Genomic DNA, 19,789 nt, shown 5'->3' on the forward strand with positions numbered 1-19,789 from the left:
AATTAATTTGGCAGTATATTAGAAAAACTTACAAATGGATTGGATGAAGCTTCCCTCTCTGAACGGATTGCGTGCCTTTTCGGCAGTGGCTGCGGCGGGTAGTTTCACGCTTGCCGCCGAGCGGCTGAATGTCACTCATGCCGCTGTCAGCCAGCAGGTACGGCTGCTTGAGGACCGGTTGGGAACACCGCTGGTCAACAGGGTCGGTCGCGGGATCGAACTGACAGAGGAAGGCGCGGCGCTGGCCCGGGATCTGGAAATCGGGTTTGCCACCATCGGGCGTGGTGTCGAGCGTCTGACCGACGGATTGTCCAACCGGCCAGTCCAAATCACCATGTCTCCTGCTTTTGCGGTTGAATGGCTGTTGCCGCGCATGGCCGCGTTTCAACAGGCCAACCCCGACATCACGTTGATGCTGAACCCGACCGCTGATCTTGTCGAACTCAAGCCCGGTGGCGTTGATGTTGCGATCAGGTACCGGGACAAGCGTCGCCCCGTCGGCGATATCGAGCCGTTGTTGCTGTCTGACATGGTTCTGATAGGCGCACCCGAATTGGTTGCGGGAAGAAAACTGTCACACGCCGCCGACCTGATGGACCTGCCTTGGCTACAAGAACTGGGAACCAACGAGGCTGCCGAGTGGCTGACCTATCATGGTGTGGTTCCTGATCGTTCGCTTGTGGTCCACCAGATGCCGGGCAACCTAATCATGAGCGCGGTAAGGCGAGGGGATGGCATCACCTTTACCAGTCGAGCGTTCTTTCAAAAGGATATCGAGGCTGGACGTATAGTCGAGCTGTTTTCAGAGAAACTGTTCGGTGTCTACTACATCGAAACGCGGCCAGGCGTCCTGCGTCCAGCGGTCAAGACCTTCGTGAATTGGCTGAAATCGCAGGCCGAAGTGGTGACGGCCTGATCGATGTCAGATTCTGCGGGCGCTGCCCGAAACGCGGACGCCTTGGCCGGGGGTGTCGCCGATCTCAACCCTGAGCAGCGAGCGGGCGCCCATATCCTCGCCCTGCACGATGTCGATCATACCGCCATGCGGCCAGCCGAGTTCGCGCAAATACCCCGCCAGTGCGGCGGCGGCGGCACCGGTTGCCGGATCCTCCAACACACCGCCGATGGCAAAGGCGTTGCGGCTGTGAAACCGCTGCGGGGTCTCGACCCAGAGCAGATTGATGGTGGTGAACCCGTTCAGCCGCATATAGGCGGCGCCCCGGTTCAGATCGTAGTCCATCGCTGCCAGCCGGGACCGGTCGCGCAGCGTGAGTAAAAGGTGGTCGTTGCCCGCATTGGCGACGGCAGCGGGCAGGGTGGAGTCCAGATCGCTTTCGTCGAGACCAAAGAGAGCCAAAGCGGCCTCCAGCACCTCGGCATCCACCGCGCCGCTGCGGGTGGGGGGCGAGATCAGTGCCGCCAACACCCGGTCGCCATGGCGCAGCCCTTCGACCGAGATGCCCGCATCGTTGAGCTGCAGGGCATAGGTGCCGTCGCCGAACCGCCCGGCGAGCGTTGCCCCCAAGGCAATGGTGGCATGGCCGCAAAAGGCGACCTCGCCCACCGGCGCGAAGTAACGCACCCGCCAGCCATCGCCCTGTGGCGCGGCAAAGGCGGTTTCGGAATAGCCGACCTCGGCCGCGATGCGCTGCATCTCGTCTGCGGCGGGCATCTGATCGGCGATGACCACGCCGGCGGGGTTGCCGCCCTGGGCGCCATCGGAAAAGGCGGCGATCCGGTCCACATGTGCAGTCATGTCAAGTCCTCTTGTGGGAGTGTCGCCCCAACATGGGCTTGGTGCCGTCAAGGTGCCAGATCGTTTTTCACACTGACAGCAACCATTGGCGTATCGGTCAGGAGGGAACTGTTCGGCATGTGCGGCGCTTCGGCCCGAATGCTGCTGGGTACAATGTAAAAGGCGGCTGTCATCACTCCCGCAGAGAAAGTGGAACTTGCGGCGATGAAGGTGACGGTCTGGATCAGGACGCGGAACATGTCAGTTTACTCCATTGAATGAAGGGGGAAGGTCTTGCGGGTAATGTGACCGGTCTACAAAGACCGGGAGAGTTGTTCTTTTAGCCGGGCATTCTCGGCTCTGAGTTGCGCCAGTTCGGCGCCAAGAGCGTTCAAATGCGGGGCCAGTTCGGTCTCGGTATAGCGGGGTGTGATGTGCTGGGGACAGTTCCAGTCCAGCCCCTCGACCGCGATGATGGCGGCACGTTCGGCCGGGTGGTTCTGCCTCTCGGGCAGCAAACTGGCGGCGGCCTCGGCGCCTTCGGTGAATGTCATCCGGCCGAGGATCTTCAGCCGCCGCTGGTTGGCGTAGTCCATCAGGATCAGCGCTACCCGGTCATTGCCGTCCAGATTGCCGCGCGAGATATACTGGCGGTTGCCCGACAGATCGGCATAGCCGATGGTGCGTGGCCCCAGCACCCGCAGGAACCCGGCAGGCCCACCGCGATACTGAACGTAGGGCCAGCCGGTCTCGGACACGGTGGCCTGATAGAACCCGTCCCGCGCCTCGATGAATGCCTGTTCGGCAGGCCCGATCTCATGCCCCTGCTGCGGACCGCCCTCGATGAACTTGGCATAGCTGCGGGCGGAACCCATCCGCTGTTGATGGGCGAGGACGGTAGGGGTGAAGGTCAACTGGGAAAAAGCGCGGGGCATGGTGGTATCTCCGTTCAGAGGCCAAGCTCGGTCAGGCCGGGATGGCCTTTGGGGCGGGGCCCGAGGGGCCAGTGAAACAGGCGCTCATCCTCGGTGATGGGCAGGTCGTTCAGCGAAGTGTGGCGGGCAGACATGCGGCCATCATCGTCGAACTCCCAGTTCTCGTTTCCGTAGGAGCGGAACCAGTTGCCGCTGTCGTCGTGCCATTCGTAGGCATAGCGCACCGCGATGCGGTTGCCGGACCAGGCCCACAGCTCCTTGATCAGGCGATAATCCAGCTCCTTGTCCCATTTGCGGGTCAGAAAGGCATGGATGTCGTCGTGACCGGTGACGAATTCGGCGCGGTTGCGCCAGCGGCTGTCGCCGGAATAGGCGGGCGTCACCACATCGGCGCTGCGGCTGTTCCAGCCGTTTTCGGCCAGGCGCACTTTTTCAGCGGCGGTTTCGGCGGTGAAGGGGGGCAGTGGGGGGCGTGTCATTGGGGGTATCCCGTGTCAGGCGATGGAAGCGGCCAGAATTGCCAGCGTCAGAAGCAGGGGAACATGTCTTGGCGGGAAAAGGGCATAGCGGCGTCGCATGGCGAAGATCCTTGGGTGTACCGATCTGTTAACTGATCCTCAAAGTGTACTGGTCGGTAAACTTTTGCAAGTCCTTTTGTTCAGATTTCTTTGCGGCAGGGGACGTGGCGGAAAAACTTCATTTCGTGACAAATGGTTACCGGTGGTGATTTGCACATCGCGACCTTCGTGTTTATGTACCGATCAGTAACCCAAGGACGAATCATGCGGCCCAACAAGAAAGACGAACTGGTGCGAAAGGCCCTGACGGTGTTCTACCGTGATGGGTTTCATGCCACTGGTATGGACAAGCTGGTGGCCGAGACCGGGGTGTCGAAGACCTCGATGTACAAGCATTTTCGCACCAAGGAGGAGTTGATCGTCGCGGTGCTGAAACTGCGCGACGAGAGCTTTCGCGAGTGGTTCGAAAGGCGGGTGGACGAACTGGCCGATACGCCTGCCGACAAGATCCTGGCGAGTTTCGACGCGCTTGGTGAATGGTTCGAGGAAGACAGCTATCGGGGCTGCATGTTCATCAACGCGGGCGCCGAATTCAATTGCAAGGATGATCCGATCCGGCAGGAGGCCGCGCATCACAAACAGGTCCTGCTGGATTACTTCACCAATCTGGCCCGGCAGGCCGGCGCCCGCGACCCCGAGTTATTGGGATGCCGGATCCTGTTGCTGAAGGAGGGGGCGATCGTCACCTCCTCGCTCTTGGGCACAGCGCAGCCCGCTTGCGACGCCAAGGAGACGGCGCGCATCTTGCTGGATGAGGCGTTGAAAGGGTAGGGCGCGGGTGCCCCCGCGCCCAAGGGGTCAGGCCAGGGCGCGGCCCTCGGCCACGTGTTTCCTCAGGATCTCGGGCGGCGCGAACCGGTCTCCGTATTTGCCCGCCAGTTCCTCGCACCGGGCCAGGAACCGGGCCGGGCCATAGGTGTTGACGTACTGGATGTACCCGCCGGTATGAATCGGCGCGCCGATCCCCAGGATCGAGCCGATATTGCCATCCTCGACCGTGCGCAGCACGCCTTCCTCCAGACAGCGCAGGCTTTCCAGAACGGCGCGGAACAGGATGCGGTCCTTGATATCCGCATCAGGGATATCTGCCCCCTCCTTACGCCAGGCGGTCAGCCCCGGCCAGATCGTCTTGCCCTGATTGTCATAGTCGTAGAACCCCTTGCCCGTGGCGCGGCCATGGCGGCCGTGCTGGCTGATCATTTCGGCCAGCATGGCGCGGGCGGCGGGATTCTGTTCCTTGTCAGGGTCCAAAAGGCCCATTTCCACCTGGGTGTTGTAGATGTCGGTCACCAGCTTGATCTGCACCTCGTCGAGCAGCGACAGCATGCCGGTGGGCATGCCGGTGAGGCGCGACAGGTTGTCGACGCGCACCGGGTCATGCCCCTCGGCCACCAGTTCCACCGCCTCGATGATCTTGGTTCCGATGGTGCGCGAGGTGTAAAAGCCGGTGCTGTCACCCACGATGATCGGGGTCTTGCGGATCTGGCGGGCAAAGTCGAAGGCGCGCGCCAGCGTCTCGTCCGAGGTCTTCTCGCCCGCGATGATCTCCAATAGCGGCATCTTGTCGACGGGTGAAAAGAAATGCAGGCCGACGAAATTCTCGGGCCGCGCGGCGCCCGTGGCCAGCCGGGTGATCGGCAGGGTCGAGGTGTTGGACCCCCAGATGCCATTTTCGGCCAACAGCGTCTCATGCTCGGCCAGCACCGCATCCTTGATGTCGATCTTTTCGAACACAGCCTCGATGATCAGGTCGCAGCCTTTCAGGTCGTCGGCCTTGTTGGTCGGGGTGATCAAGGCCAGCACCGCCTCGCGCTCCCCGGCGCTCATCCGGCCCTGTTTCATCCGCTTGTCCAAGAGAGTGGCGGTATAGGCCTTGCCGCGCTCGGCAGCTTCCATCGTCTGGTCCTTGAGCACCACGGGCAGCCCTGCCGTGGCCGCGGAAAAGGCGATGCCCTGTCCCATCATGCCGGCGCCCAGGATGCCAAGGCGCTGCACCTTGGAGGGCGGAACGCCTTTCGGCCGGCTGGCGCCGCCATTGACCTTGTTCATGCCAAAAAACAGCGTCTCGATCATGTTCTTGGTGCTGGCAAGCGGGGTCAGCGACACGAAACGGCGGCTTTCATACCGGGTCGCAGTGTCGAAATCGACCTTGCCCGCTGCCTCGGTCATGATGTCGAGGATACGCGCGGGCGCAGGCATCAGCCCGCGCGTCTTTTTGTAGAGCATCGCGGCGGCACCCGCGATGCGGGTCATGTTATGCGGCGCGGACGATGGTCCGCCGGGGATCTTGTAGCCCTTGGTATCCCAGGGCTGGGTCACCGCCGCCGCATCCCCCTGCACCGACAGGATAAATTCCTTGGCGCGGGTCAGGAGTTGATCAGCAGGCACCACCTCGTGGATCAGCCCGGCCTTCAGCGCCTTGTCGGGCGACACCTGCCGCCCTTCGAGCAGGAATGGCATCGCGCCTTCCAGACCCAGCATCCAGGTCAGGCGCACGACGCCGCCGCCGCCGGGCAACAGGCCCAGCGTGACCTCGGGCAGGCCGATCTTGGTTTTCGGATTGTCGGCGGCGATACGATGATTGCAGGCCAGACAGATCTCGAACCCGCCACCCAGAGCCGCGCCGTTGATCGCGGCGACATGGGGCACCGGCTGCTTCTCCATCCGGCGCATCACGGCCTTGGTCGCCTCGACCGATTGAAACAGCGCCTCGACCCCGTCGGGCTCGATGCTTTTCAGCATCTTCAAATCGCCCCCGGCAAAGAAAGTGTCCTTGGCCGAGGTCCAGATCACGCCTTTCAGCTCCGGTTCCGCCTCAAGCCGGTCCATGGTCGCGGCAAAGAGCGGCCAGAACTCGGCATTCATCGCGTTGACCGGCCCGTCCATGTCCATGGTCACGGTGACGATGCCATCGGCATCCTTTGTGTAGTGAAAGTCACCCATTCTGCCGCTCCCTTACAGACGTTCGATCAGGGTCGAGATGCCCATGCCGCCACCGACACAGAGCGAGATCATCGCCCGTTTGGCGCCCCGGCGCTCCAACTCATCCAGCACGGTCGAAACCAGCATGCCCCCGGTGGCGCCCAGCGGGTGGCCCATGGCGATGGCGCCGCCGTTCACATTGGTGATCTCGTGGTCGATATCCAGATCCTTCATGTAGCGCAGCGCGACCGAGGCAAAGGCCTCGTTGATTTCCCAGATGTCGATGTCCGAGACCTTCAACCCCGCTTTGGCGAGGCATTTCTTGGCCGCAGGGCCGGGACCTGCCAGCATGATCACCGGATCGGTGGCGATGACGGTGGCCGAGACGATGCGCGCGCGCGGTTCCAGCCCCAGATCTCGGCCTGCCCTTTCCGAGCCGATCAGCACGGCGGAGGACCCGTCGACAATGCCCGAGCTGTTGCCGGGCGTATGCACATGGTTGATGCGGGCCACCTGGGGATACTTGGCCAGCGCCATGTCATCATAGCCAAAGGCGCCCATCCCGGCGAAAGAGGGGTTTAGCGCGCCCAGTTTTTGCATGTCTGTATCGGGCTTGATGAAATCGTCCCGCTCCAGGATGGTCAGGCCGTTCTCATCCTTCACCGGCACCACAGAGCGGTCGAACCAGCCGCTGTCGCGCGCATGCGCGGCGCGGCGCTGGCTTTCCATCGCGAACGCGTCCACATCCTCGCGGCTGTAACCGTCGATGGTTGCGATCAGGTCTGCGCCGATGCCTTGCGGGGCCGAGTTCTGATCGATCACGAAATCGGGGTCGGTGAACATCGCGCCGCCCTGGCTGAGCATGGGGATGCGGCTCATCGATTCGATGCCGCCCGCAACCACCAGCTCCTCCTGATCGGATCCGACCTTGGCGGCGGCCATGTTCACCGCCTCAAGCCCCGAGGCGCAGAAGCGGTCAAGCTGGACCCCCGGCACCGCCTCGTCCCAATGGGCGGCCTGTACGGCGGCCTTGGCGACGCAGGCGCCTTGATCGCCCACCGGCGCGGTGCAGCCCAGGATCACGTCGCCCACGCGCGCGGTGTCCATGTCGTGACGGGCCTGCATTTCGCGCAAGAGACCGGCGGCCAGCTGGATCGGCTTCACTTCGTAAAGCGCGCCGCTGGACTTGCCGCGCGAGCGGGGCGTGCGCAGGGCGTCATAGATATAGGCGGATGTTGCCATGACCATTCCTCCTGAAGGTTTGGCGACAGCCTAGGGGTGGGGGTGGGCGGAACACAATGATCTGGCCGTGCAGAAAAATAGACATTAAGTGACAGGTATGGCGGTCACGATCCCGGCGGCGATTGTCGCCAACATCCTCGAAGGCGCGGTGGCGCGCGGTGCCGATCCGGCGGGTATTCTGGCGCGTGCGGGGCTGCCGGGTGTTGTCGGTGCGCTGGAGGCGCCCGATTTCGTGCGTCTGGTGCGCGCGGTGACACTGACACTGGATGACGAACTGGCCGGATTGCAGCAGCGCCCGCAGCGGGTGGGGACACATGCGATCATGGCCGCCCATGTCAGCCATGCCGACACGCTGGGTGAGGCCTATGCCCGTGCGGCTACTTTCATGGACCTGATGGATAACTCCTTTCGCTATTCGCTGCGGGAGAACGGTGCCAACCTGCTGTTCGAGATGACGCGCATTCCGGGGCGCGAGGTACTCAATAACGCGGCGGTCGAGATGGTGCTGGTCTTGGTCAGCCGGATGCTGGCCTGGATGGTGGGCAATCGTGGCGCGATCAATGGCGCGTGGTTCGACTATCCCGCACCGGGTCATGCGTCGGCATATCGCGCCATGTTCCATCGGGCGCCGATGCAGTTTGGGCAGACAGGCAGCGGCATCGCGATCCCGCTTTCGCTGTGCCGTCTGCCGGTCCTGCGGACCGAGGAGCAGGCCGCCGCCTATGCCCGGCGCACGCCGCTTGATGCGTTCCTGCCGCAAGATGGCACCGCTGGTCTGCCGCTGGAGGTCGCTGTTGCAGTCGAGACCCTGCTGAGCGCCGATGGGACCTTGCCGGATATGGCGCTGATCGCGGCCACGCTGGGTATCGCGCCGCATACACTGCGCCGCCGTCTGAAACGCGACGGGGTCGATTACTCCGACATCCGCAAGCAGGTCCGGCGCGACATGGCCGTCAGGCTGCTGACAACAACCGACGCCGCGGTCGAAGAGATCGCCGAACGCACCGGGTTCAGCGAGGCCAGCGCCTTTATCCGCGCCTTTCGCAGCTGGACCGGGCTGACACCTCGCGCCTACCGGGTTTCTGAGTTCTGATCCGGCGGTTGCCCGGCCTTACTCGGTGCCGCAGAACAGCGAATAGAGCAGGCCGATCAGCTGTTCGGTATTGGTGTCCGACAACGAGTAGAAAACGGTCTTGCCTTCGCGGCGGGTAGAAACCAGCCCCTCTTCGCGCAGCCGGGCCAGCATCTGGCTGACGGCCGCCTGCCGGATGTCCAGCAGGTTTTCCAGTTGGCCCACGGATTTTTCGCCCGCCCCAAGGTGACACAAGATCATTAATCGCCCTTCGTGGGCGAGTGTCTTGAGAAAGGCGGCGGCATGTGCCGCGCGGCTTTCCATGTCTTGTGGTATCGCGGGTTTGATGAGTTGCGGGGTACTGAGCGTCACGCCAATGGTCCTGTTGTATAACGGCGATAATATGCATCAAGGACCGGCAGGCTGTCACCCCTCCATTGCGGGGGCACCCCCCTGGAACGCGTTTCCGTTCAGATAGTCGCAGGGGGCTTCCTGCATGTTCAGATGCAGGTCACGGCCGGTAAACGGGTGTGCACGCGCAAGTTCCTCGTCGACCTCGATCCCCAGGCCGGGGGCATCTGACGGAATCACAAATCCGTTATCGACCCGGATCGAGCCCTTGATCAGCGCATCGTGGAACGGGGTTTCGATGCTTTCAAGCAGCAGGATGTTCGGGATTGACGCCGCAAGCTGGATGTTGGCCGCCCATTCGATCGGCCCCGCATAGAGGTGCGGCGCCATCTGCGCGTTGAACAGCTCGGCGATGGCAGCGACCTTCTTCATCTCCCAGATACCGCCCGCGCGCCCCAGCGCCGGTTGCAGAATCTCGGCCGCGCCCGCGCGCAGCACAGCGCCAAACTCGGCCTTGGTGGTCATGCGCTCGCCGGTGGCCACCGGGATGCGCACGTTGCGGGCGACGCGGGCCATATCCTCGATATTGTCGGGCGGGGTCGGTTCCTCGAACCAGAGCGGCGAGTAGGGCTCCAGCGCCTGTCCCAGCCGGATTGCGCCCGCAGTGTTGAACTGGCCGTGCGTGCCAAAGAGCAAGTCCGCCTTGTCGCCCACCGCTTCGCGGATTGCCTTGCAAAAGGCCACCGACAGGGCAATGTCGGTCATCGCGGGCATATGCCCGCCCCGGATGGTATAGGGTCCGGCCGGGTCGAATTTGACCGCCGTATAGCCCCGGCGTACCATTTCGGCGGCGCATTCGGCGGCCTGATCGGGCGAGGTCCAGAACGGGCCCTGCTCGTGATGCGGCAACGGGTAGAGATAGGTATAGGCGCGGATGCGCTCGTTCATCCGCCCGCCGATGAGGGCATGAACCGGCCGGTCGCGATCCTTGCCCAGGATGTCCCAACAGGCAATTTCCAGCCCCGAGAAGGCGCCCATCACGGTCAGGTCGGGCCGCTGGGTAAAGCCGCTGGAATAGGCGCGGCGGAACATCAGTTCGATATTCTCGGGGTTCTCGCCCGCCATGTGCCGGTCGAACACGTCGCGGATGACATGGGTCATCGCCTGCGGCCCAACGGACGAGGCATAACACTCGCCCCAGCCGGTGATGCCGGTATCGGTGGTCACCTTGACGAGGATCCAATAGCGCCCGCCCCAACCCGGTGCCGGGGGCGCTGTGACAATGATGTCGAGGTCTTGCAGACGCATATGTGTCTCCCTTTTGCGGGCGAGGGTGCAGGTGGCTTGGCCGTTTCGCAATACCGAATGCGGCAAGCGGTGTCGCCAATGCACTTTTGGTGCAAATCGCTAACGCCACGTCTGGGGTGACTTGCCGTAAGGCTTTGGGCAGTCTGGCGCGGCGCCCATCAACCAACGGCGACACGGGGAGACGCATGTCATGATCAAACGCATTCTGGCCGGGCTGGCGCTGCTGCTGGTGATCCTTGTAGCGGTGATCGCCGTCAAGACGGTTCAATACCGGCCCGCGCAGGTTGCAGCGTCCGAGCCGTTCTCCGTTGGTGCCGATGTCGGTCAGGCGGCGCAGGATCTGGCCGAGGCCGTCCGGTTCCGCACCGTGTCCACGGATATGTCGCATCCGGATTTCCCGGGCTTCCTGGCGTTTCTCCAGGAAAGGTTCCCCGCCGTGCACCGGGTGATGGAGCGCACCCTGCTTGAGCCTGTGACACCGCTGTACAAGTGGCAGGGCACGAACCCGGACCTGCCGCCGGTGATGCTCGCGGCGCACTATGACGTGGTGCCGGTAACCGAAGACACATTGGGCGAATGGGACCATCCCCCCTTTGCCGGTGTGGTGGCCGATGGTTTCGTCTGGGGGCGCGGGACACTGGATAACAAGGGGGCGTTGATCGCCGCGTTGACTGCCGCCGAGAAGCTGATCAACGACGGGTTCACGCCGGAACGCACGATCTATTTCAGCTTTGGCGGGGATGAGGAAACCGGCGGTCTGGGGGCCATCGCGGTGGCCGATCACCTGCGCGGGCAGGGGGTGCAACTGGCTTGGGTGCTGGACGAGGGGTCGTTCGTGCTGGACAAGATCATCCCCGGCCTCGACGTGCCGGTGGCTAGTATCAATCTGGCGGAAAAGGGATATTTGACCATCCAGCTTGTCGCCCATGCAGAAGGCGGTCATTCCTCGATGCCGCCACGTCAGACCGCTGTCGGGCAGTTGGCCCGCGCCGTGGCGCGCTTGCAAGAGGCCCCGATGCCCGGCGGGCTGAGCGGGGTTTCGGCCGAGTTCTTCGATGCGCTTGGGCGCCATTTTACCCTCGACAAACGCGCCATCTTTGCCAATCGCTGGCTGTTCGGTCCGGTGCTCGAAGGCATCCTGTCAGGTTCGCCCTCGACCGATGCCATGCTGCGCACCACCACCGCGCCGACGATGCTCGAAGGCTCGCCCAAGGAAAACGTGCTGCCGACGCGGGCGGTGGCGACGATCAATTTCCGCCTGCATCCGCGTGACAGTATCGACGATGTATTGGCGCATGTTAAAGCCGCGATAGACGACGAAGGGATCGAGATTGTTGCCGATCGTGACCTGGCCTCGCCCGCCTCGCCGGTGTCGGATTCGCAAGGCCCCGGGTTCAAGGATGTCGAAGCATCGATTCGAGAGGTGTTCGGCCCGATTGCATCGGTGCCGGGTCTGACCATCGCGGCAACCGATGCGCGCCACTATGCCAAGGCCGCAGATGCCGCCTATCGCATCAACCCGTTCCAGATCGAAGGCGATGACCTGGCCCGGTTCCACGGGATCGATGAGCGCCTGTCGATTGCCAACATCGAACGCGGCATCAATTTCTATGCCGCGCTGATCGGCAGGCAATAACGCCCCTCAGCGGTTGAACAGGATCACGTTGCGCTTTGCCGAGCCGGTCTTGGTGTCGGCAATCGCCTCGTTGATCTGCTCCAGCGTCCAGCGGCCCGAGATCAGCTCGTCCAGTTTCAGGCGGCCTTGCTGGTAGAGGTCGATCATCCACGGGATATCGCGCTGGATCACCACATCGCCCATCTTGGACCCGATGAAGCCATGGCCCTGGAAAGAGGCCCCCATCGGCTCGTATTGCGCCATGCCGCCCGAATGGGGCATGCCGATCATCACCACCCGGCCGCCCCAGCCCAGGTACTTGGGCGCCTCGTCATAGGCACGCACGGCGCCGACCGTGACCAGCACCGCGTCCGCACCGCGCCCGCCAAGCGCCTTGTAGGCCGCGCGCCAGGGTTTCTGACCGGTCGCCAGAACGCCATGGGTGGCGCCGAACGCGCGGGCGATCTCCAGCTTTTCCTCGGTCATGTCTACAGCGACGATGCGGCGTGCACCCGCGATGCGGGCACCTTGAATCGCGTTTAGGCCGACTCCCCCGGCGCCGATCACCACCACATCCTGCCCGGCGCGCAGCTGCGCGGCATTGACCGCCGCACCAACCCCGGTGATCACTCCGCAGGAGAGCAGACAGGCCACGTCCCGGCCCATGTCGGCGGGGATCCTGACGATCTGGCGTTGGCTGACCACCACCTTTTCGGCAAAGGCCCCGCAAGCCATCGCCTGGAGCAGCGGCTTGTCGTCGGTGGTTCTGAGTGGCCCCTTGACCCCGTCATAGGGGCTTTCGCAGATCGTGGGCTTGCCACCGGCACAGTTGGGGCAGGTGCCGCAGGACCGGATCAGGGTCACCACCACCGGATCGCCGATCTCGAACCCCTGCACGCCGGTGCCGACCGCGCTGATGGTTCCGGCTGCCTCGTGCCCATAGACCGCGGGCAGATGCCCGCCCCACGCGCCCTCGGCATAGGAAATATCGGAATGGCAGATCGCGACCGCGTCCAGCGTCACCTCGACCTCGCCGGTGCCGGGCGGGGCCAGCAGGATGTCCTCGATCACCAAAGGTTCCTTGAACGCGTGGCATACGGCGGCACGGATGGTCTGCATACCTGTCTTCTCCCCGAATTGTCTTGCCGACAGGGTGAACGCTTGGGGTCCATGCCGCAAGGCGGAAACCGGCAGATACGTTTGTGTTACGCGGCGGCAGTTCTGGTGCGCAGAAAGATCACCAGCCCGCCCGCCATCAGGAGAAGCGCAACCAGAAACGGCGCGCCGGGCAGATAGATCGGTGCATCCGGCCCGGTAAACCGGGCGAATACGCTGGCCATCAACAAGGGCGAGACGATCATCGACAGGGCATGTACCGCCGTCATCACGCCCTGCAACGCGCCCTGCTGGTCATCGGCCACGCTGCGCGACATGATCGCCTGCAAGGCGGGCGGCACGATTGCACCCATCGCGGTAATCGGGATCAGGATCAGCGCCAGCGTGCCGCTGGTGATGAAGGCCAGCGCGCCGAACCCGGCAAAGTCGAACACCTGGCCCCATATCACCGTGCGCCGCTCGCCGATGCGGCGGGTGACGCGCGGCAACAGAACGCCTTGCACGACGGCCATCAGGAACCCAAAGATCGCCAGCGACAGGCCGATCATGCGTGGCGACCAGCCGAACCGTTCCTGCGAGAAATAGGACCAGATCGCAGGATAGACGTAGATCGCCACGGAATAGAGGAAATAGGCCCACAAAAGCCCCTTGAGACCGGGCACCTTGCCCAGCATCCGGAACGCACCCAGCGGATTGGCGTTGGACCAGTTGAAAGGCCGCCGGTTGGCGTCAGTCACCGTCTCGTTCATCACAAACAGGCCAAGGATGAAGTTCAGCCCGGCCAGCACTGCCGCCGCCCAGAACGGGGCACGCGTGCCGAACTCACCCAGCAACCCGCCGACCAGCGGCCCGAGAACAAAGCCCAGGCCAAAGGCCGCGCCCAGCAGACCGAACCGGGCGGCCTTCTGCTCCGCAGAGGATACGTCGGCCATGTAAGCTGCGGCAGTGGAATGTGTGGCGGCAGTGATGCCCCCCGCCAGCCGCCCCAGCAGCAAGAGCCAGATCGTCCCGGCCAGCGCCATCACCACATAGTCGAGCGCCATGACGAAGAGTGAAACCAGCAGCACCGGTCGCCGTCCCACCGCATCGCTGAGACTACCGACCGCCGGCGCAAAGAGGAACTGCATTGCCGCGAAAGCCGTGCTGAGGATACCGCCCCAGAACGCGGCATCGGCCAGCGTACCGCCCTGCACCTCGACGATCAGGTCGGGCATGATCGGCATGATCAGGCCAATACCCATCGCGTCGATCATCACCGTGATCAGGATGAAGAGGAAAGGCAGCCGCATTCTGAACCGTCTGGTTTAGTTTCCCGGACACTAGCCGGGCGCCCGGCGGTTGCAAACCCTCTATTCCAGGGTCAGATCCCGGACACGCGCGGCAAAGGCGCGGGCCTCGTCCGCCGCGCGGCCCATCTGCTGTGCGGGGTCGGTCAGGGCGGCGGCATCCAGCTGCGGCCAGTCCCGGGCAATCATCTGCTTCAGCGGTGTGCCCGTGTCGGCGGCCTCCTTGCACAGGGCCTTGGTTCTCGCCTGCGCCTCGGGGCGTGGCATCAGCCCGGCCAGCGCAAAGCTCAGCGCCTCGGCATGGATCAGGTCGAGGCCCCCGGTCAGGGCATCGGCCATCGCCTTTGCGTCAGGCTTCAGCCCTTCGCTCAGCCCCACAGCCGTCTGTGCCGCCGCCGCAGCGCCCAGTACGATCTGCGGCAGACACATCCATTCGGTGAACCAGGCCGCCCCGTCGCGCTGGTGTCTGTGCATTGCCGCCCCGTGCAGAACCGCCAGCAGCCCGGCACCCTGCCGGGCCAGAGCCACCATCACGGCGGGGCCGACGGGGTTCTGTTTCTGCGGCATGGTGGACGACGACCCGCCCAAGCCAAGCGAAATCTCTCCGATCCCGGTCTGGGTCAGTTCGGTCAGATCCTCGCCCATCTTGCCAAGCGCCAGCCCGACGCGGGTGAACCAGTCTGCCAGTCGCAGGACCGGGGTACGGTCGGTGTGCCAACTGCGGCCGGGATCGCCGAGATTGAGCAGCCTGGCCAGCGCCGCCCTTGCTTTGGCGGCCTTGGGGCCAAGTGCCGAAGAGGTGCCCGCCGCCCCGGACAAAGAGACCACAAGGCAGGCCCGACGCAACTCGGGCAGTTCACCCAACAGGTTGATCAACGGCTCGCCCCAGGCGGCGACCAACGCGCCGAAACTGGTCGGCGTCGCATGCTGACCATAGGTGCGCGCGGCCATGGGCAAATCAGCATGTGTCTCCGCCAGTCCGGCCAGTGCGGTCAGGATCTGGACCAGATCACGTTCGACAACTGACACCGCCTGACGCAGCCTCAGCATCAGGCCGGTGTCGAGGATATCCTGCGAGGTCGCGCCCCAATGCACATATTGCGCATGTTCGGGGGCTTGCATCTCGGTTCGAAAGGCCGCCACCAGCGCCGGGACCGAAACGCCGTTGGCACCCGTCGCCTGGGCCAGCGCGCCGGGGTCGAGGTGGATTTCCATCGCCGCGCGCTGAATCGCGCCTGCGCTGTCCTTGGGGATCACGCCTAACTCGCCCTGCGCTTTGGCCAGCATCCCTTCGGTCAGCAGCATGGCGCGCAGTTCCGCCCCGTCGGTGAACAGGCGCCCGACCTCGGCGGTCGGAAATAGGCGTGCTAGATGCGCGCTGTCAAAGACCGATGCGGCCATCAGAACTGTCCTTCGATCCGGGTCAGCAGACGCGCCAGACCTTGCGGGTCGGCAAAGAACGGCGAGTGAGAGCTGTTCATGACATGAACCCTGTCCAATGGCCAGTCCGTGGTCATCTCCTCTTGGTATTCGGGGGGAATGGTCCGGTCGTCGGCGCAGCGGATATAGGCCTTGGGCACCCCGTAATAACGATCGGTCACGGTGAGCGGTGTGCTTTGCGGTTTGATCGCCTGCGGGCAGAGGCGTGGTTGCGCGTAGAGCACCCGCTCGGGCGGGCAGTCGTGGTAGAACAACGCCGGTACCTGCTCGGGGTCGATGGTAAAGGACTGGCCATCGTCGGATTTCATCACCGCCTGCAACAACGGCTGCCGCTTGGCCCGCTTGCGCATCTCGACCATCGACAGGCCCGAGATCGGGACATAGGCACACAAGTAAACCAGCCCGCGCATCGCCTGCGGGTCATGTTCCGCCGCCGCGCTGATCGGGTAGCCGCCCCAGCTGTGCCCCACGATCAAGGTATCGGGGGTGCTGGCGTCCAGCACCGCGTCGCGGCAGCTCTCCAACGTGACCTCGGCGATTGGTGTTACGTCGGACCCGTGGCTGGGCATGTTGATCGCGCGTGCGGTATGGCCGCGTTCTTGCAAGGCGGGGATCAGGTCGCGCCAGCACCACGCTCCGTGGCAGGATCCATGCACCAACAGGAAATCGGCCATGTATGCTTCTCCTACTCAGATATGACCCGTGTCGCGCAGGAACTGCACCAGCCGCGCGGCATAGTTTTCGGGCTGTTCCACACAGGGCAGGTGGCCCGCCTTGCGGATCAGGTGGAACTTCGACCCCGGGATCAGGTCCACGGTTTCGCGCACCAGATCTGGCGGTGTCGCGCCATCCTCATCCCCGGCGATACCCAGGCAGGGCAGGCGCAACCCGCTGGTGGGCGTATAGAAATCGGTACCGGAAATCGCCGCGCTGCACCCGGCATAGCCCTGCGCCGGTTGCCGCACCAGCATGTTGCGCCACAGGCCCAGTTCGGGCGTGGCGCGGAACGCGCGCGAGAACCAGCGCTCCATCACCGCGTCGGCCAGCGATTCGATGCCACCCGACTGCACCGCAGCGATCCGCTGGTCCCACATCTCCTTGGTGCCGATCTTGGCGCCGGTATTCGACAGGACCAGGGCGCGGACCTGATCGAGCCGCTTGACCGCCAGCCCCTGACCGATCATGCCGCCGATGGACAGGCCCACGAACAGGGCATCGCGCACTTCGAGCATGTCAAGCAGCCGCTCGACGTCGCGCACCAGCGCCCCCATCGTATAGGGCGCGGCGGGCGCGTCGCTCAGCCCGTGACCGCGCTTGTCGTAGCGGATCAGTTTCAGACCGGGGGGCAGATAGGGCAGGATCGGGTCCCAGAGCCGCAAATCGGTGCCAAGTGAATTGGCAAACACCACCGGCGCGCCGTCTGGATCGCCGTCGATTCTGTAATGCAGCCGTATGTCACCCAGATCGGCAAATCGCATGGCTCGTCTCCCCGTTTCTTGGTACTTAGCCTACAAATTGCCCTTGGGTCAGGTAAAGTTGAATTGACGCCGCATGGCGTCAATTCGCCGAAAGCCTATGGATCATGCGTAGCGGTCCAGGGCCTGCCGGAACACGCCGGCATCGACATTGCCGCCGGATGCGACCGCGATAACCGTATCTCCCTGCAATGCGCTGCCGCGGAACAGGGCCGAGGCCAGCGCAACCGCGCCGCCGGGTTCCAGAACGATCTTCAGCCGCAGGAATGCCAGTGCCATCGCATGCAGCGCCTCGTCCTCGCTCACCGCCAGTCCCGGTCCGCAGAGACGTTGCAGGATCGGAAAGGTGATCTGCCCCGGTTGCGGGGTCAGGATGGCGTCGCAGATATTGCCGGTCTCGCTGGCGTTGCGGCTGATCGTTCCGCTGGCCAGCGAACGCCGGGTGTCGTCAAACCCTTCGGGCTCGGCCGGTCTGACGCGCATATCGGGGGCATGATGATGCAATGCCAGAGCAACCCCCGAAGTCAGACCACCGCCGCCACAGCAGACCAGAACCTCGACGCGTTTGATGCCTATTTCGGCCGCCTGCTGCGCAATTTCCAGGCCGACGGTTCCTTGACCCGCGATGACCTGCGGCTCGTCATAGGGTTTGATCAGGGTCAGGCCGCGTTCGCTTGCCAGGTTCGCCCCGATCTCTTCGCGGCTTTCGCGGCCCCGGTCGTACAGCACGACCTCGGCCCCCAATGCGCGGGTGTTCTCGATCTTCAGCTTTGGCGCGTCCGATGGCATCACGATGACCGAGGATATGCCATGCAGCGTGGCGGCATGGGCCACACCCTGCGCGTGATTGCCCGAGGAAAAGGCGATGACTCCCCGGGCGCGGATCTCGGGGTCGAGTGCCGAAATCGCCGACCAGGCACCGCGAAACTTGAAGCTGCCGGTATGTTGCAGGCACTCGGGCTTGACCAGCAGGCGCCGCCCGGCGATCTCGTCCAGAAAGGGCGAACTGAGCAGCGGTGTGCGGCGGGCATGGCCGGCAAGCCGCCTGGCGGCGGCCTCGATCATCTCAATGGAACTCATGCGGCCTCCAGAATGCGGCGGATGATGTCAAGCGATTGCGGTTCGTTCAGAAAGGGTACGTGTCCCCGGTCGGGCACCTCTGCCGAGATCAGCCCCGGGTGACGGCGGTGCATCTCGGCCAGTGTCCCGGCGCCCAGAATGTCGGAATTGGCCCCGCGCACCACGCCGGTCGGAATCCCGCGCAGCGCCTCGAAGAACATCCACAGATCCGGGATCGCCCCTGCCGCCGCCTGTTCCAGCAGCGCCTTGTGCAGGCGGTCGTCATAGCGCAGCGCCAGGCCGCCTTCGGTCGCCTCGTACTGGATTTCGGCCTGCTTGCGCCAGATCTCCAGCGGAACGCCGGGAAACTGTGCCTCCATCGCGTCCTTCAGGACCTGCGCCGCCTGTTCATGGGTTTTCGAGACCGGCTTGCGGCCCACATACTCCATGATCCGGGCAATTCCGGCCGGTTCGATCACCGGACCCACATCGTTGAGGATGACGCCGGACAGACGTTCGGGGTGGCTGGCTGCCAGGGTCATGGCAATCATCCCGCCGCGCGAGGTGCCTAGTACCGTGACCTTTTCCAGCCCCAGATGATCCAGTAGTTCAAGCGCGTCGTGCCCTTCGCGCAGGATATTGTAGTTCATGTAGTCGGGGTCATGATCCGAGCGACCCCGCCCCCGGTAATCCAGCCGGATCAGGCGCAGGTCGCGCACATGCGGGCGCAGGAATTCGAAATCGCGGCTGCACCGGGTCAGACCGGCCAGGCACAAGAGGGGCGCGCCGCTGCCTTCGTCCTCGAAGTGGAGCCGCAACCCGTCGCTGGTCTTGAACTCCGGCATCACACCTCCGCCAGGGCAGGTATGCCGGTCAGGTCCGACAGGATCGTGTCCGGGAACCAGGGCAGGCGGTCCACCGGTTCGCCCGCGCGGTTCACCCAGGCGGTGCGAAAGCCGTAGCCAGCGGCGGCGGCGGCATCCCAGCCGTTGGACGAGACAAAGAGCACCTCGTCCGGGGCGCAGCCGAAGCGTTGTCCAACGAGGTCATAGACCCGCCTGTCGGGCTTGAAGATGCCCACGCTTTCCACCGACAGGACATCATCCAGCACCGCGCCCAACCCCGCCGATTGCACGGCGCCGTCCAGCATGTCGGGCGATCCGTTCGACAGGATCGCGGTCTGCTTGCCCGCCGCCTTCAGCGCCTTGAGCATATCCGGCACCTCGGGATAGGCCTGAAGCTCCCAGTAAAGATCCAAGAGCCGCTGGCGAAGGGCCGGGTCACCGGCCAGGTCGACCGCATCCAGTGCCCAGTCGAGCCCGTTCTGGGTCACCTCCCAGAAACTCGTATGCGCCCCGGTGATCGCGCGCAGCCAGCTGTATTGCAGCTGTTTCAGCCGCCAATGCGACGCCAGTTGCGGCCAGCAATCCTTCATCGCGGCATAGGCGGGTTCAGACGCGGCCTGACGGGCGGCAGCCGCCACGTCGAACAGCGTGCCATAGGCGTCGAAGACGCAGGTTGTGATCGGCATGTGGCTCCTCCTGATTGCGGCGAAGATTTGCACAGGTTGAAACCGGGTAAAAGGGGCCGGGGTTTACATTGGTGTGACAAACCTTAGGCTGGCCGTTCTTTCAGCGAATACAAGGCAAGGACGG

20 protein-coding genes are annotated in these 19,789 nt (G+C 64.0%); 4 read left to right on the forward strand and 16 right to left on the reverse strand.

Going from position 1 to position 19,789, the window contains the following annotated elements:
- Positions 1 to 43 precede the first annotated feature (43 nt).
- A complete protein-coding gene (locus G0P99_RS19435; protein WP_164132135.1) occupies positions 44 to 916 on the forward strand; it encodes a LysR family transcriptional regulator in 873 nt (290 codons plus the stop codon).
- A 6-nt stretch (positions 917 to 922) separates the two neighbouring features.
- On the opposite strand, the gene G0P99_RS19440 is transcribed toward G0P99_RS19435, so the two are convergent.
- The 4 genes from G0P99_RS19440 to G0P99_RS19455 are packed head-to-tail and all read right to left on the reverse strand — an operon-like array spanning position 923 to position 3,149.
- Positions 923 to 1,756, reverse strand: a complete 834-nt coding sequence (locus tag G0P99_RS19440; RefSeq protein ID WP_164132136.1) for a PhzF family phenazine biosynthesis protein — start codon at positions 1,754 to 1,756, stop codon at positions 923 to 925.
- Between the two features lie 47 nt (positions 1,757 to 1,803).
- On the reverse strand, positions 1,804 to 1,995 hold the full coding sequence (locus tag G0P99_RS19445) for a hypothetical protein (RefSeq protein WP_164132137.1): 192 nt from the start codon (positions 1,993 to 1,995) through the stop codon (positions 1,804 to 1,806).
- Between the two features lie 54 nt (positions 1,996 to 2,049).
- On the reverse strand, positions 2,050 to 2,670 hold the full coding sequence (locus G0P99_RS19450) for a pyridoxamine 5'-phosphate oxidase family protein (RefSeq protein ID WP_164132138.1): 621 nt from the start codon (positions 2,668 to 2,670) through the stop codon (positions 2,050 to 2,052).
- Between the two features lie 14 nt (positions 2,671 to 2,684).
- A complete protein-coding gene (locus G0P99_RS19455) occupies positions 2,685 to 3,149 on the reverse strand; it encodes a nuclear transport factor 2 family protein (protein ID WP_164132139.1) in 465 nt (154 codons plus the stop codon).
- Between the two features lie 303 nt (positions 3,150 to 3,452).
- On the opposite strand from G0P99_RS19455, the gene G0P99_RS19460 reads away from it, so the two are divergent.
- Positions 3,453 to 4,019 carry a TetR/AcrR family transcriptional regulator gene (locus G0P99_RS19460; RefSeq protein ID WP_164132140.1) on the forward strand — a complete coding sequence of 189 codons (567 nt, stop codon included), beginning with the start codon at positions 3,453 to 3,455 and terminating at the stop codon, positions 4,017 to 4,019.
- Positions 4,020 to 4,046: 27 nt separating this feature from the next.
- On the opposite strand, the gene G0P99_RS19465 is transcribed toward G0P99_RS19460, so the two are convergent.
- Both G0P99_RS19465 and G0P99_RS19470 read right to left on the reverse strand, forming a co-directional pair.
- Positions 4,047 to 6,191, reverse strand: coding sequence for a 3-hydroxyacyl-CoA dehydrogenase NAD-binding domain-containing protein (locus G0P99_RS19465; protein WP_164132141.1), 2,145 nt, complete (start codon positions 6,189 to 6,191; stop codon positions 4,047 to 4,049).
- Positions 6,192 to 6,203: 12 nt separating this feature from the next.
- Positions 6,204 to 7,412, reverse strand: coding sequence for an acetyl-CoA C-acetyltransferase (locus G0P99_RS19470; protein ID WP_164132142.1), 1,209 nt, complete (start codon positions 7,410 to 7,412; stop codon positions 6,204 to 6,206).
- 97 nt (positions 7,413 to 7,509) lie between these two features.
- On the opposite strand from G0P99_RS19470, the gene G0P99_RS19475 reads away from it, so the two are divergent.
- Positions 7,510 to 8,505: an AraC family transcriptional regulator gene (locus G0P99_RS19475; RefSeq protein ID WP_164132143.1), complete on the forward strand. Its 996-nt coding sequence runs from the start codon at positions 7,510 to 7,512 to the stop codon at positions 8,503 to 8,505.
- Positions 8,506 to 8,523: 18 nt separating this feature from the next.
- On the opposite strand, the gene G0P99_RS19480 is transcribed toward G0P99_RS19475, so the two are convergent.
- The gene (locus G0P99_RS19480) at positions 8,524 to 8,808 is read right to left on the reverse strand and encodes a helix-turn-helix transcriptional regulator (protein WP_164132270.1); all 285 of its coding nucleotides are present in this window, start codon (positions 8,806 to 8,808) and stop codon (positions 8,524 to 8,526) included.
- Between the two features lie 102 nt (positions 8,809 to 8,910).
- Positions 8,911 to 10,143 carry a mandelate racemase/muconate lactonizing enzyme family protein gene (locus tag G0P99_RS19485; protein WP_164132144.1) on the reverse strand — a complete coding sequence of 411 codons (1,233 nt, stop codon included), beginning with the start codon at positions 10,141 to 10,143 and terminating at the stop codon, positions 8,911 to 8,913.
- 190 nt (positions 10,144 to 10,333) lie between these two features.
- Between G0P99_RS19485 and G0P99_RS19490 the strand changes: the two genes are divergently transcribed.
- The gene (locus tag G0P99_RS19490) at positions 10,334 to 11,779 is read left to right on the forward strand and encodes a M20 family peptidase (RefSeq protein WP_164132145.1); all 1,446 of its coding nucleotides are present in this window, start codon (positions 10,334 to 10,336) and stop codon (positions 11,777 to 11,779) included.
- 6 nt (positions 11,780 to 11,785) lie between these two features.
- Here the strand turns inward: G0P99_RS19490 and G0P99_RS19495 are convergent, their stop codons facing one another.
- From G0P99_RS19495 to G0P99_RS19530, 8 genes are all read right to left on the reverse strand, one after another.
- Positions 11,786 to 12,877 carry a Zn-dependent alcohol dehydrogenase gene (locus G0P99_RS19495; protein ID WP_164132146.1) on the reverse strand — a complete coding sequence of 364 codons (1,092 nt, stop codon included), beginning with the start codon at positions 12,875 to 12,877 and terminating at the stop codon, positions 11,786 to 11,788.
- A gap of 86 nt (positions 12,878 to 12,963) precedes the next feature.
- Positions 12,964 to 14,163 (reverse strand): TCR/Tet family MFS transporter, encoded by a 1,200-nt coding sequence (locus G0P99_RS19500; RefSeq protein WP_164132147.1) that lies wholly within the window; start codon positions 14,161 to 14,163, stop codon positions 12,964 to 12,966.
- Positions 14,164 to 14,223: 60 nt separating this feature from the next.
- Complete coding sequence (locus G0P99_RS19505) at positions 14,224 to 15,561, reverse strand: adenylosuccinate lyase family protein (protein WP_164132148.1); 1,338 nt, start codon at positions 15,559 to 15,561, stop codon at positions 14,224 to 14,226.
- Complete coding sequence (locus tag G0P99_RS19510; protein WP_164132149.1) at positions 15,561 to 16,274, reverse strand: alpha/beta fold hydrolase; 714 nt, start codon at positions 16,272 to 16,274, stop codon at positions 15,561 to 15,563. Before G0P99_RS19510 ends, G0P99_RS19505 begins: the two co-directional genes overlap by 1 nt.
- A gap of 15 nt (positions 16,275 to 16,289) precedes the next feature.
- A complete protein-coding gene (pcaD, locus tag G0P99_RS19515; protein ID WP_164132150.1) occupies positions 16,290 to 17,078 on the reverse strand; it encodes a 3-oxoadipate enol-lactonase in 789 nt (262 codons plus the stop codon).
- A gap of 102 nt (positions 17,079 to 17,180) precedes the next feature.
- Positions 17,181 to 18,155, reverse strand: a complete 975-nt coding sequence (locus G0P99_RS19520) for a threonine/serine dehydratase (protein WP_164132151.1) — start codon at positions 18,153 to 18,155, stop codon at positions 17,181 to 17,183.
- Positions 18,152 to 18,979, reverse strand: coding sequence for an alpha/beta fold hydrolase (locus tag G0P99_RS19525; protein ID WP_164132152.1), 828 nt, complete (start codon positions 18,977 to 18,979; stop codon positions 18,152 to 18,154). Before G0P99_RS19525 ends, G0P99_RS19520 begins: the two co-directional genes overlap by 4 nt.
- Complete coding sequence (locus tag G0P99_RS19530) at positions 18,979 to 19,665, reverse strand: haloacid dehalogenase type II (protein ID WP_164132153.1); 687 nt, start codon at positions 19,663 to 19,665, stop codon at positions 18,979 to 18,981. Before G0P99_RS19530 ends, G0P99_RS19525 begins: the two co-directional genes overlap by 1 nt.
- Positions 19,666 to 19,789: the final 124 nt, after the last annotated feature.

Source organism: Ruegeria sp. PrR005 (genome assembly GCF_010500245.1).
In the GTDB taxonomy this organism is placed as follows: domain Bacteria; phylum Pseudomonadota; class Alphaproteobacteria; order Rhodobacterales; family Rhodobacteraceae; genus Ruegeria_B; species Ruegeria_B marisflavi.

Bases quoted from the DNA above. Each gene is read 5' to 3' on its own strand.
- G0P99_RS19435 (WP_164132135.1), top strand. From the start codon at position 44: ATGAAGCTTCCCTCTCTGAACGGATTGCGTGCCTTTTCGGCAGTGGCT.
- G0P99_RS19440 (WP_164132136.1), bottom strand. From the start codon at position 1,756: ATGACTGCACATGTGGACCGGATCGCCGCCTTTTCCGATGGCGCCCAG.
- G0P99_RS19445 (WP_164132137.1), bottom strand. From the start codon at position 1,995: ATGTTCCGCGTCCTGATCCAGACCGTCACCTTCATCGCCGCAAGTTCC.
- G0P99_RS19450 (WP_164132138.1), bottom strand. From the start codon at position 2,670: ATGCCCCGCGCTTTTTCCCAGTTGACCTTCACCCCTACCGTCCTCGCC.
- G0P99_RS19455 (WP_164132139.1), bottom strand. From the start codon at position 3,149: ATGACACGCCCCCCACTGCCCCCCTTCACCGCCGAAACCGCCGCTGAA.
- G0P99_RS19460 (WP_164132140.1), top strand. From the start codon at position 3,453: ATGCGGCCCAACAAGAAAGACGAACTGGTGCGAAAGGCCCTGACGGTG.
- G0P99_RS19465 (WP_164132141.1), bottom strand. From the start codon at position 6,191: ATGGGTGACTTTCACTACACAAAGGATGCCGATGGCATCGTCACCGTG.
- G0P99_RS19470 (WP_164132142.1), bottom strand. From the start codon at position 7,412: ATGGCAACATCCGCCTATATCTATGACGCCCTGCGCACGCCCCGCTCG.
- G0P99_RS19475 (WP_164132143.1), top strand. From the start codon at position 7,510: ATGGCGGTCACGATCCCGGCGGCGATTGTCGCCAACATCCTCGAAGGC.
- G0P99_RS19480 (WP_164132270.1), bottom strand. From the start codon at position 8,808: ATGGAAAGCCGCGCGGCACATGCCGCCGCCTTTCTCAAGACACTCGCC.
- G0P99_RS19485 (WP_164132144.1), bottom strand. From the start codon at position 10,143: ATGCGTCTGCAAGACCTCGACATCATTGTCACAGCGCCCCCGGCACCG.
- G0P99_RS19490 (WP_164132145.1), top strand. From the start codon at position 10,334: ATGATCAAACGCATTCTGGCCGGGCTGGCGCTGCTGCTGGTGATCCTT.
- G0P99_RS19495 (WP_164132146.1), bottom strand. From the start codon at position 12,877: ATGCAGACCATCCGTGCCGCCGTATGCCACGCGTTCAAGGAACCTTTG.
- G0P99_RS19500 (WP_164132147.1), bottom strand. From the start codon at position 14,163: ATGCGGCTGCCTTTCCTCTTCATCCTGATCACGGTGATGATCGACGCG.
- G0P99_RS19505 (WP_164132148.1), bottom strand. From the start codon at position 15,561: ATGGCCGCATCGGTCTTTGACAGCGCGCATCTAGCACGCCTATTTCCG.
- G0P99_RS19510 (WP_164132149.1), bottom strand. From the start codon at position 16,274: ATGGCCGATTTCCTGTTGGTGCATGGATCCTGCCACGGAGCGTGGTGC.
- pcaD (WP_164132150.1), bottom strand. From the start codon at position 17,078: ATGCGATTTGCCGATCTGGGTGACATACGGCTGCATTACAGAATCGAC.
- G0P99_RS19520 (WP_164132151.1), bottom strand. From the start codon at position 18,155: ATGAGTTCCATTGAGATGATCGAGGCCGCCGCCAGGCGGCTTGCCGGC.
- G0P99_RS19525 (WP_164132152.1), bottom strand. From the start codon at position 18,979: ATGCCGGAGTTCAAGACCAGCGACGGGTTGCGGCTCCACTTCGAGGAC.
- G0P99_RS19530 (WP_164132153.1), bottom strand. From the start codon at position 19,665: ATGCCGATCACAACCTGCGTCTTCGACGCCTATGGCACGCTGTTCGAC.